An 11,855-nucleotide genomic window follows, 5' to 3' on the forward strand; every position below is an offset into this window, starting at 1 on the left:
ATGTTCAACTGCATGGCGAAACGAGCCTGGCGATCGCAGAAGAACTGCAAACCCGCCACATTCCGTTCGCGTGTCTGACCGGATTTGGGCCGCGCGATGTTCCATCAGCCTTCGCCAACTTCAAATTTGTTCGCAAGCCGGCAGATCAGGCTGCCATTCTGAGCGCCTTGGCTGAATTGGTCCGGGTGGCCTAGCTTGTTTCAGACTTCGTCATGGATCGAAGGGCGGAAAGCGATCACCGGCAAATTGCTCCGCCCAAGGCAAAGCCATGAGCCAGTTCTCACGGCGCGGTACCCACAGTTCGTAGTCGGGAATGAGGTCGCTGGGAGCCATGTCGAGCGAGCCGAGCATGATCTCGGCCTCGTTGTCCCGCAGCCAGGCGATGTGCGAACCGCATTGCGGGCAGAAACTGCGTCTGGCGAACGTCTTCATTTGTCCGCTGCCTTCATAGGCTGACATGGGCCAGACGCCGAACGGCGTGAAAAAGCTGCCGCTGGCGCGGCGGCAATCCTGGCAGTGGCAAATTCCGACCCGCAACGGTGCGCCGCTCACCTTGAAGCGAACGGCGCCGCACAGGCAACCGCCGTCCCGTTCGACCCCTGCCATCGTCTTCAGTCCAGCGGTTTGTCTGTCGGCCGCGGCGTGGTGCCCGACTGGCGCGGCCCGCCGGCATTGCGGTTCACCACCGGATTATCCAGCGGAGCGGTCGATGGCTTCGATGTTCCCGCGGTTTTTGGCGTCGGCGGTTTCGCTCCCGCGTCCGTTTCGTTGGCATCCCGCCTTGGATGCCGCAAGCCGCCGGCATTCACTTGCCGGCTTGCCGGCTTCGATGTGGTATTCTCTTTGGCCATGGGGTCTCCTTCCTGCTGCGACGGAAAGAACGGATGGTTTCGTTCGCAGCCCACAACTCGTACATCTCAACCGCCGGCAGGATGCGAAGTTCCACGACCTGGAGCTTCAGGTGTCTTCTTGGGTGCCAACGTATGCTGTAGGCATTAATCCTGCGCATTCATGTAGATGGGAACCATTTTCGCCACTGGCTGTTCGGGCCGCAGGAAGGAGCCGGACATGGAGCGACGTAACGCTATACTTTCGCTGGTGATAGCAGCGGTCATTATCGTCGGCTTTCTCATTGGCTTTCTGTACGCCGATATGGGCTGGCGCACCTCGCCACTCAAAAGAGCGCCTGAGCAAAACCAAGGTGGAAACGCACCGGCCGACACCTCGCCTGCAGCGGGCATCAAGAAGAATCCCCAAGAGAATACCGAGATGCCGGATCAGAAATAACGGTGATCCTTCGGGCACAGTCAGCGGCGGTTCGATGCGGACTTGAGGTCACTGTCGAACAATCGATCTCAGAACCTGCAGTGTCGGCTCCTTGTCCGCGCGTCCCATACTTTCAGCGTCGCGCCTGCGGATAGTGCGACCACAGCGTATCCCTCAAGGAACTGTCAACCGGCCTTGGGAGCGGTGCTCGGGACCAGGAATCCACTCTTTAGCAACTCCAGGGCGTCGAGCGCGTCCTCATCCAGCAAATTTGTCAGAGCCACCCCATCTGAGAAGACAACCTTGTGGTCGTCTATGTCGTAGACTTCCCAAAGCCCCTCCTTGTTTCTTCGAATGGCGTGCCGATGCTCCATAAGCACACGCTAATTGAGTCTCGAAAATGGTAGGCAGAAAAAATCAGGGGAGGCCAACATTAGTAGTGGAAAACTCAGGCGCTCTCTGCCGCGTGATGCGTGGACTGAAGGGTGCAGGGCCGCCGCCGTCGGGCCTGGCAGGCGGCAGTAGATATTCGTCGCTGGGGCAAAATATAGGTGTCCCAGCACGAGTTGTATTTTGTCGGAGGCATCGCCGACCAGAACTCAGCCCAAGCTGCTAAGCTCAGAATGCCGGCGGCGCCTGGTCCGGGGAGGCCAAAGCGACCACGGATCCGAATAGCGAGGTTGAGAAACCGTCTGACAATCATTGCGGACACTCGGCCTCTGATGTAATTTAGAACTTGATCACGTGAGGAATATGCCCGCTGTCGCGACGGCTTTTCTCTCTTTTCTGTCTTGGCAGATAGCATGCTCTCTAACGGACCTTGACACTGCAAGCTGGTTCTTGTGGTCGCCAGGTAACAGCGGTTAAGGGATTTTGCCATGCTCCGACGTTGCGGATTCGTTGCAGCCTTCATGCTCGCAAGCTTCACGACTTTCGAGGCTTCTGCCGTCGAACGAAGGGTCGCTTTTGTAATCGGCAACTCCGATTACCAAGAAATCTCGGCCCTCAAGAACCCGGCTAAAGATGTGGTGGACGTATCCGATACGTTTCGGCAGGCTGGTTTTGATGTTTTCGTCGCGAGCAATCTTACAAAGCTGCAGTTTGAAGATCAGTTCCGCAACTATCTTGCCGCCGTGGATGGCGCCGATATCGCTGTCGTCTACTATTCCGGCCACGGCTTTCAGATCGGCGGCGAAAATTTCCTGATCCCAGTAGACGCCTCGTTGAAGCAGGCGGCCGATGTGGAGGTCCAGGCAATCAAGCTAAACGACGTGCTGCAGCAGATGCGTTCGAAATCGAAGATCCAGGTGATCATCCTCGATGCCTGCCGCAACAATCCATTCCCTCGCAAGGACTATTGGCTCAGAGACCAGCTTCTTACCGCCAGCGGCACCGGCCTTGCGCAAGTAAGAAGCTCGCTGAACACGCTGATTGCTTTTGCCACCGAACCCGGCGCGGTTGCCTATGACGGCGCCGGCGACCTCAGTCCTTTTTCGTCAGCGTTTTCTCGTCGCGCGCTGGCCCCCAACCAGGAGATCCGCACGGTCATGTCGGCCGTCCGCCGGGATGTGGTTGAGGCTACCAAGGGCTTGCAGGTTCCCTGGGAGAACTCTTCGCTTATCGACGAAGTCGTTCTGATGCGTCGCAGCAGCCGCCCATCGCTGCCGCCGGTGCTGGAGAAGGTCGTGCTGTCGGGCGCCGGCCCCGTCGATCTGGATCTACCGGAACCGGTCGAGGTCGACGGCGGGACAATCACCGTCAGCATCGATAGACCGCCCACCTTGGGGCGCCTGATGCTTGACGGCAAGGCTGTCGAGGCGGGAGAACTGATCCAGGGCAAGGATCTGCCGCGCTTGCAGATGGATGTCCCCAAGGGAATTGGCGAGCCAGAAGAGATGGATATGCTGGCCTACGCCGCACGCGACAATTGGGGCGGCGAAGCCAAGGGCATGCTGGTCTTCCGGGTCAAGAGCGGCGAAGGAACCCAGGGCGAACAGGTGATGGCCTCGCTCGAGGCCGAGCAGGAGCAGCAGGTGCTGCAGCGCGGCATTCATGTCACCGGTGCCGCCGAGGCGATCGAGAGCCGCGAGATCGACGTTCCGGTCGGCGTCGGCGCGGTTGCCCTGAGCCTGGATCTCCCGACAGACGATGCGGCGGTCAGCTTGAGAGTTGCGAACTATCCGGCAACGGGAACGCTCTCCCTGCCGGATCGGGCCCTGTCGCCCGAATCGAGCTTGACCGTCGGTGAAGTCGAGGTGCTGCGCTATGAACCCCAGATCGGAGCCAGCGCACCGGTCGAGGTCGCCTTCGAAATTCGGGCGGATAGCGGAGCATCCAAACCCGCCAAAATGACACTGTCGCCAAGCGTCGATCCGTGCGACTCGGCTGCCGGCGAGCCTCTCGATCTTCAAGGCGTCGTCCCCGGCTTGCTGCCAAATGAAATCGGCGCCGAGGCGGTGAAGCTTTGCGAGGCTGCGGTGAAGGCGTATCCCGATGTCGCCCGCTTCCGCTATGAACTGGGTCGCGCGCTGCTTGCAGCCGGCAAGGTGGACCAAGCCAGGAAAGCCATACAACAGGCCGCCGACAGGGGACATGTGCGCGCTGTGTTCGAGCTCGGCTACCTCTACGCGACGGGAACGGGCGTGGCTGTCGACCGGAAAAAGGCCAACGCCTTCTACGCGGCCGCAGCCGACAAGGGCGATCCTTACGGGATGACGTCATGGGGCCGTGCCTTGTTCAACGGCTACGGCGTCGAGCGCGACACCGGCAAGGGGTTGGACCTTCTGCTCAAGGCGGCATCGATGGGGCACACCTATGCCATGAACGATCTCGGCGCGATCTTCACCGAAGGCCGCAACGGCGTGACCGGAGATCAGGCCCGCGCCGTTGCCTTCCTGGAAGCTGGCGTCCAGCGGCAGGACATGTATTCGATGAACTTGCTCGGTCGCAATTACCTCAGCGGCCGGGGCGTCGAGAAGGATCCGAAGGCTGCGCTGGCGCTTTTTCAGAAGGCCATTGACCTCGGCCAGCCCTATGCGCCTGGCAGTCTTGCGCGCATGTACCGTGATGGCGTTGGCGTGGAGCAGAACCTTGATGAAGCCCAACGTCTGTTTGAATTGGCAACCTCGCGCGGCGACCAGTCCGGCGCCTACGATCGCGCGGCTCTCGAGATGCAAAAGGGCGACAAGGCCGACCAGGCCGTCGCCGTGCGTTTCCTGGCATTCACAGTTGCGCTCGATCTTCGCAATGAACTGCCTGACGCCCGGGCGACGTTGGCGCAATTCGGGGCCAAGCCGAAAGCGGCGGCGTTGAAGCAGCTGCGTGGGGAACTCAAGTCGAAGATTCCGTTGAGCGGCTCTGTCGACAAGCAACTGGTCAAAGTGGCAAGGGCGGTCTGGGAACAAGCCAATCCGCGTCGGGATTTGTTCTGATCAACAAGGAGGCAATGGTGGGCAGAAATCGGAAGCAGGCAACAATCGGGATAACTCTGTCCATCGCCTTGGCGGGGGTCATGGGCTGCACATCCTGGCAACCCCTTCAACCGACGCCGCTGGTGGCGACGCCCGCACCGGCGCCGAAGGTCGTTCGCAGAGCCGCGGCGCCGCGGAAGGTCGTCAACCCGGTTCCCAAACCGGTGGCCGCCAAGAAAGTGGTCAAACCGGTCGCGGACGAGCCTGCTGCCGCACCTCCCGTAATCATTCCTTCTTTGGGAGGGAGCGGCGGAGGAGGCGGCGGCGGCTGGTCCGGATAAACGTTGAATGGGCGGCTGCAGCTAAGCCAAGCAACTGATTCAGAGCATTCTGCACCCAGTGGAATCACTTGGCGCCGCAGGAATGCGGCTTAATCAAACAGATAGAGCCGGATGCTCAGTTCAATTTGAATGTATCCCGCTCGCGGATGCGGGCTAGGGTCTAATTCGCATCCGCTGATTGGCGCAGCGCCTCGATCTCTGCCATCTGGATGCCCATTTCGACAAACGCGGAAAGAACTGAAAAGCGGTCCTCCAATGCAACACGTGCCAATCCGGCCAGAACCCCCGCACTCACGGCGTGGGCGGCAGGCGATGGCTGCAAGGCCGACACGGCTGATGCATCTATAGCCGAACCATTGCCATGCTGTCCTGCAGCCAAGGCAACCCAGCCAGCCGGCGTTGTAGGCGGCATCGCCGCAGCCTTGCTCACTTCTGGGCGATGGTGAGGGCTATCCGGTTCGCTGACCCAGTCACGAACAAGCGCAAGCAACTCCTGATCCCTGTGATCGAGCAGAACGGTGAGGTGGCTCAGGCACTCATGCGCCCACCACACCGCAGCCCGCTCGGGAAGCAGATAGGCACAGAACGTAATCGCCTCCTCCGGCACTCGCCCGGCAAGGAGGGCGCGGCAAAATTCGATTGAAGGCTGTTCGGTCGGACGTGCCACCATGTCCCTGGCAACAGCGGGGTAGGCCATGAAAAGGTCCCGCGCCGTTTTGAATCGAAGCTCATTGGCCATGGCCGCCACGCTTTCACTTAGGGAACAATCGACACTGAAGCCCCGGATAGGGCGCGGGTCAAGTCTCAGTCCGTAGCAAGATGGAACTGCCGTCCACTCCCCGTATGCTTGACGTTTATTGACAGACAATCGCTTCGGGATTTGGTATACTCCGCAGCCGAAGAAATCGGATGTTCGAGACAGGAGTAACCGTTATGCAGTTGGGCAGTTTAGCCTTGGTGTTGACGGTCGCGCTTTTTTCGACCCACGCTTCCGCTGATCCGCTTCAGAAGTCAGAAGACATCGTGAAGTTTTTTTCCGGGGCGAGCGAGTTCGGCCCGGCGCGTGGAATCTGCGTCGGCACCGAAGACGAGTGCAAGAGCAAGAAGAAAGAAGCGCCGGCCGAAAAAACCAGCCTCGATATGCTTATCAATTTCGGCCTGGATTCTGCCGAACTCGACGCGACTGCGCGTGCTGAACTCGACGAGTTCGCCAAGGCGCTGAAGGACAGCCGACTGAGCACCCTCGACTTCGTTGTTGAAGGTTACACAGATGCATCCGGCTCGGCTCACTACAACGAGGGACTGTCGGAACGAAGAGCCCGATCGGTAACAACCTTCCTGACCTCTAACGGCATCGATCCTGCCCGCATCAAAGCGACAGGCTTGGGCGAAACGAACCCGCGCAACCCCAACCCATACGATCCGGTAAACCGCCGGGTGGAGATGCGAATAAGGACTGAGTAGGGGCTGGTACGCCAAGGCACGGCTCACGTCGACAGGCTTGAAACGCTGGCTTGTCAGTTGTTGTTGAGCACGCCGCCCACAGCCACACCGGTGCCGAAAATCAGCGCCTTGGTCAGGAAGTCGTTGTTGTCCGGCGGCGGTGGGTTGTCCTGTCGAACCACCTCGCGGTTGCGCCTCTTCTGAATGACCTGCTGCTTGCGGGGCGTCTGTGCCACCACCGACTTTTTTGTGCGGGTCTTCTGTGCCATTGGCTTTTGTCTGCGGACCTGCTGCACCTGTTTTTTCGGCTGTGCTGCACGAGCCTGATCGGCAGCGTATCTGGCGCGCACCGACTCCATCATTGGATCCGTCTGGATCACCAGGAACGTCAGTTGCTCGCGTGTCAAAAAATTGGTCTGCGCTAGACCATTCTTCGCTTGCCAGATGCCGATCGCCTGGCGGGTCTTTGGACCTATGTTTCCATCGATGCGGCCAAGCTCGTTGCCCAAGGCTTCGATGCGCAACTGCAGATCGATACGACCCTGGCGATCGAGACCGATCGCACTTTCCGTCAGCTCGGTACCCGGGGCCTGCTTCACCTCATCCGAAACGCCAACCGAGGTGCGAACGGCTGAGCCGGAATTTGCGTTCGCCTCGTCCTCATCGATTGCCGCCACCTGCCGATCTTCGGCTTTCGGTTCGTTCAACTGGTCGATGTTCAGCCGTGCCACCGTGGCGAAGCGGCCATTTGGAAACTGTTCGAGATAGGCTTCGTAGAACGGAATGGTATTGCGCTTGGAAGCTTCATCCCACAGACGCTGCTCCACCTCCCAGGAAGGAGGCTCACTGGTCACCGGGGCAGGAGCCGGTGTCGCTGCAGTGCCGGATGTACCAGCGACAGGTTTTGTGGCAGGCGCCGGTTCCGCTACCGACTGTCCCAGGAAGACCTCGCGTCCCAGTGATGCGTTGTGCCAAGGTCTCTGGCGACCTTGTGTCGTTTCGGTCACCTGGCCGCGCACACGCGTCAGCGCGCTCTGGATTTCAACGCCCGGTTCAGTCAGGTGCCTGGCGAGTGCAGTGGAGTAGGGACTGTTGACACCGTTGCCGTCGAAAGCGATGGCGCCTGGATCGGTTGCATACGCGATCAGGATTCCGCCGGTACCAACGCCGTCCGATTTAGCCTCGATCGGCGCCAGACCGGAGCCAAACGAGGCGGAACGGCTCTTCGGCATAGAGGCGGCGAGCGTCCTTGCCAGTGGATTATCGCGGCAAGCATCGAGGATAATGACGCCGATCGCCGGCTCGGGCGGTAACGCCGCCATGAAGTCATCGATCTGAATTGTGCGGGTCTTGAGATAAGCGGGCGATGTCAATTCGGCGTCTACCGGAATCAGAAAATTCTTGCCGTCGACCTGCATGCCGTGGCCGGCATAAAAAATGACGGCGAGGTCGGCGTCGTAGGATTGCTCAGTAAACTGGCTGATGAGGCTGTGCATCCCTGCATTGTCTTGATCGACGCCCTCGATCACTTGGAAGCCGGCATTGCGCAGCGTGGAAGCGATGAGATGCGCATCGTTGGCGGGATTGGGCAATGCAACGGCATGCATATATTTGCTGTTGCCGATGACAAGCGCCACGCGTTTGGCGTCAGGTGTAGCAGCCTCGGCACCGAGCGAGGCAATTACAAACAGGATAAACCCGCTTAGAAAGACGGCAAGTGCTTTCATGGACCAGCCCTCCACCCCTTTGGGGCGCACTATTGATGTCTGCGCATGCTAAATTTCATCAGCGACATAGTCGCTTCTGCCATAATGGCTCTTGGGCGTATGTGATCTCGATCACACTTTTGGTTCACAAGGGCCCTAAAAAAGTTGGCTAAAGTAACGCTTGGCAGCAGGAACACCAATGGTCTAACGGCGAACTCGCACGCCGCGAGAAACAGGTTCAAAGCGTATTCTGCGTCGGGCTTATGAGGGCCGTGATCGCCTGCTTGTACTTTTCGAACTCCGGCGATGTCTGCCGGACTTCCGTCGTTGTCGTTGTCTGTTGACTCACCTCACTCGTCGCCGGGCTCAGCTTCCTGCCCATTTTCCTTTCGGCCCACCCCACGACATAGCTGGCAGTCTTGCCAGTGAGGAACCGATTGGCCTGAATGACGGACGACCCGAGCACCGCGCTCAATTGCGCCGAACCCGGCGACGACAACACTTGATGGGCGCCTTCCATTCCCAGGAAATGACAGAGATAGAGACGGCCGGCTGTGATCTGGTGGCCGCGCGCCCGAAGATAGGCTTCACCTTCACGCGCTAGATTGCTGACCATCTCGCGTGAGATGGTGGCGTCGTAACGCAAAGCGAGCAGGTCGGCGGTCGACAGTGTCCGCGCAAGTTCAGGGCGGTAGGTGTTCATCATCCTAATCCAAGTCTTCGTTATGAACTGACCGGCGCCCGTTGCCGAAGAATTTGGGTTCTTGGCGCGGGCGCTGCCGCCACTTTCGACTTGAACGATGCGGTTGGTCAGTGTTTCGACAGCAGAAGTGTCCGTTGCGATTGCCGTGACCGTACCCAGGGGATTGATCGCCTCGCCATTGCGATAGAGTTCGAAATGCAGGTGCGGCCCAGTCGAAAGACCAGTCGTACCGATGTAGCCAATGATATCGCCTGCCTTCACCTTCGCGCCGACACCGCCCTTGATCGCGAATTTCTGCATATGCGCATAGCGCGTCTCGCGCGCGCTTCCGTGCGAAATCTTCACCAGATTGCCGTAACCCCCTCCATCGCCCTGAAAGACGATTTCGCCGTCGAAGGCGGCTGCAATCGGCGTACCCACAGGTGCCGCCCAATCCACACCCTTGTGGATGCGAACGGTCCCGAGGATCGGGTGCTTGCGTGGGCCGAAGGTAGACGTCATGACCCCGTTGACCGGGGTGACCATGCCGCTGGTGACTGTCAGTGAGCGAACCTGATCGTCGCCGCTAACGCAAGCAAACTGGCCGTCAGTCTGCTGGAAGACGAAACAATCGAGGCTTTTTTCGGTACCCTGGACGCCCACATATAACACCCGCCCGGCCGTCTCTTCCTTGCCGCGTGGCCTTTGCGAATAGATCAGGACCAGACGCTGGTCTTCGCTGGCGAAGGCATCCAGATCCTGTCCTCGCGAGAGATACATGATCGCTTCTCCGATCACGCCGGTCGGAACTTTGTTGCGTGCTGCTGTCGAGTAGATTGCATCGAGTAATCGGTATTGTCTTTTGTGCGTGCCTTGTGCCTGTGCGCCCGAGTAGTTGAACAGATCTTCGCGGACCCAGGGGTCCACACCAGACACAAACACACCAGCGGCATTGCGCGTCAGCGTACCGACAAACACGTTCTTGGCGTAGATCGAGACCTGCATGAGGGACATGGTTGTCGTCTCGCGCGTCGGCCTGAAACCGCGCATTGCGACGACATGACCGGGCTCAAGGCTTTTCCGATTGAAAAGCGCCTTCAGGGCTTCGCCTGCCTGTTTGGCGTCCTCGGCGGAGAAATGTGCATCCAGGGCCACACTGTCCAAGCTGCGATCGTTGAGAACTTTTATGAACGTGTCCTCGGTAGCCTTGAACCGTTGATATTCGCTGGTGACATTCGCAACGCTTGTGTTGTTTTCGATCTGGGTTTTCTGAAACGCGGGGAGGGCTGCCTCGCCCGCATCGATTGTTTCGCCCCAACCTGCTTCGGGGTCATCGGCGTCCACCTGCGGGTCCGAAGCATCCGGAGCCCCGTTTAGAACGGGCGGTGGCTGAATGTCGTTTTGCAGATCGTTGGACGGCACCGAAGCGGTCTGTCGCTGTGCCTGGAAGAATGCGAAATCTTCTTGCGTGGATGGTATCGTTGTCATGAACTTTTCGCTGGCGCTAAGCATCACGTCGGACAGAATTTCGATCTGGGGAGAAACTCCGGCCTGATCGAGTTCTGCCGGACGCGGGATCACTCGGCTTTTTGTTGCGGCACCGGTGTCGGGCGCAAGGGTGATCCACATCGGGTCGCCTGCGAGATCGATGATGGCAGGCACATAGACTGAGGCATCGGCTGGCACATCGTCGGTTCCCTCGACGGCGTGCAACTCTTCATCTTCATCGCCAAACGACCAATAGTCCGCAGTGAGATAGAAGCCGACAGCGATCGACAATATGACAAGCACAGCAAGGCCGGCAAGGAGTCTGCGCCAGAGCCTGCGTCTGCGCAGGGCAGCGCGCGCCTGCTTTTTCAACCTGAAGCTTGTGTCGATACTGTGCGTCACGGATTGCTTCCGGTCAGGAAAAAGGTCCACCGCACCTGTTCAAGCGTATCGACTTCGAGGAATTGTGCGGCGATATGGCCGCGCTGCCAGCATTCATCGATGCCGCGTATCGAGAAACGCCGCCGGTCGATGCACATTTCGGTCGACCCAGTCAGGGTCGCATGACCAAAAACGTCCGTCGCATAGATGTAAATGTAGCGGTTGGTGAGTTCCTCGCGGATGACGTTCACGCACTGATTTGCGCCGATGGTCCACCAGCCGTCGGTCTGGTCCGCATTGTCGACCTTCTGGCCAACAGCGAGATTGACCACGTCGAGTGTCTGGTTGCAGACGGTGAATTCGGCACGCGCTTCGTTCGTCGAGAGGAGAGCCAGCAGCGCCGCAGCCGACATCACGGCAAGTGTGAGGGCCCGAACCAAGTCACGCCGCTTTTTGGGCGGGACAGCAGGCAGGCAGGAAAAATGCGAGCGGCGGAGGTCCATGGGCGTCCATGCTAGCCGCCGAGACGGAAGTACTGTGCAGTTGCGGAGAAGTCAGATCCGCTGGTCTCGATCTCCTCGATAATTCTGGGCAGCAGCACCGAGGCTGGTGCTGGCTCGGAGAACGCCGCAGCCTGAATATCCTGTCGACCTGTGATGACCATTATAATCTGCGGCACGACCTTGCCGGCCGCCTTGTCGGCTGCGCCGAGATCGATCGGAATGTTGAAGGTGGCCTTGTCCGCTTGCGCCAAGATACGATCGTCGAGGTTGAATGCCATGCCCCTGTGGTCGATCAGCAGTACGCTGGAAATCAGGCCACCATGCGTCACCAGCGTGCCGCCGATCGGTGACCCGCTCGGCACCGTCGTTCGATCGAGAACAAGCCGCGGCTTGTCAGCCGGCATCTGGTCCAGAAAGTGCAGAAAGTTGGTGACTTCGCATTGGGCCGGTTCAATGAGGCGGACACTGATGTCCGGTTCGACATGGAATCTTGCCTGGAAATCGGACAACATTCGTTCGAATGGCTGGACCCCCGTGCCGAACCCTTCGATCGCGGCCGTGGTCTCGGTTGCCGATGTCAACGTCGCATAGAAACAGTCGCCGCCGTTGAAGTTGCGCACCCAGGAGACCCGTTG

9 protein-coding genes and 2 pseudogenes are annotated in these 11,855 nt (G+C 59.3%); 4 read left to right on the forward strand and 7 right to left on the reverse strand.

Going from position 1 to position 11,855, the window contains the following annotated elements; genetic code table 11:
• Positions 1-194, forward strand: a pseudogene (locus E5W87_RS12960) (response regulator); the annotation flags it as partial.
• 16 nt (positions 195-210) lie between these two features.
• Here E5W87_RS12960 and E5W87_RS12965 read toward each other — a convergent pair.
• Positions 211-606 (reverse strand): GFA family protein, encoded by a 396-nt coding sequence (locus E5W87_RS12965; RefSeq protein WP_292397749.1) that lies wholly within the window; start codon positions 604-606, stop codon positions 211-213.
• A gap of 5 nt (positions 607-611) precedes the next feature.
• Positions 612-851: a hypothetical protein gene (locus E5W87_RS12970; RefSeq protein ID WP_292397751.1), complete on the reverse strand. Its 240-nt coding sequence runs from the start codon at positions 849-851 to the stop codon at positions 612-614.
• A 217-nt stretch (positions 852-1,068) separates the two neighbouring features.
• Between E5W87_RS12970 and E5W87_RS12975 the strand changes: the two genes are divergently transcribed.
• Complete coding sequence (locus E5W87_RS12975; protein ID WP_095486404.1) at positions 1,069-1,287, forward strand: hypothetical protein; 219 nt, start codon at positions 1,069-1,071, stop codon at positions 1,285-1,287.
• A gap of 890 nt (positions 1,288-2,177) precedes the next feature.
• Entirely contained in the window at positions 2,178-4,697 is a 2,520-nt protein-coding gene (locus E5W87_RS12980; protein WP_292397753.1) for a caspase family protein, read from the forward strand.
• Between the two features lie 480 nt (positions 4,698-5,177).
• On the opposite strand, the gene E5W87_RS12985 is transcribed toward E5W87_RS12980, so the two are convergent.
• Entirely contained in the window at positions 5,178-5,756 is a 579-nt protein-coding gene (locus tag E5W87_RS12985) for a hypothetical protein (protein WP_292397755.1), read from the reverse strand.
• Between the two features lie 194 nt (positions 5,757-5,950).
• Here E5W87_RS12985 and E5W87_RS12990 point away from each other — a divergent pair, with 194 nt between their 5' ends.
• Entirely contained in the window at positions 5,951-6,481 is a 531-nt protein-coding gene (locus E5W87_RS12990; RefSeq protein WP_292397758.1) for an OmpA family protein, read from the forward strand.
• A 53-nt stretch (positions 6,482-6,534) separates the two neighbouring features.
• Here E5W87_RS12990 and E5W87_RS12995 read toward each other — a convergent pair whose 3' ends face one another.
• The 4 genes and pseudogenes from E5W87_RS12995 to E5W87_RS13010 form a co-directional block, all read right to left on the reverse strand.
• The gene (locus E5W87_RS12995; RefSeq protein WP_292397760.1) at positions 6,535-8,187 is read right to left on the reverse strand and encodes a caspase family protein; all 1,653 of its coding nucleotides are present in this window, start codon (positions 8,185-8,187) and stop codon (positions 6,535-6,537) included.
• A 217-nt stretch (positions 8,188-8,404) separates the two neighbouring features.
• Entirely contained in the window at positions 8,405-10,738 is a 2,334-nt protein-coding gene (locus tag E5W87_RS13000; protein ID WP_292397762.1) for a M23 family metallopeptidase, read from the reverse strand.
• Complete coding sequence (locus E5W87_RS13005; RefSeq protein WP_292397764.1) at positions 10,735-11,220, reverse strand: DUF1036 domain-containing protein; 486 nt, start codon at positions 11,218-11,220, stop codon at positions 10,735-10,737. The genes E5W87_RS13000 and E5W87_RS13005 overlap by 4 nt, the downstream gene beginning before the upstream one ends.
• Before the next feature lie 11 nt (positions 11,221-11,231).
• Positions 11,232-11,855 (reverse strand): annotated as a pseudogene (locus E5W87_RS13010) (serine/threonine protein kinase); the annotation flags it as partial.

The sequence above is a fragment of the Mesorhizobium sp. genome (assembly GCF_004962925.1).
Lineage (GTDB): Bacteria > Pseudomonadota > Alphaproteobacteria > Rhizobiales > Rhizobiaceae > Mesorhizobium.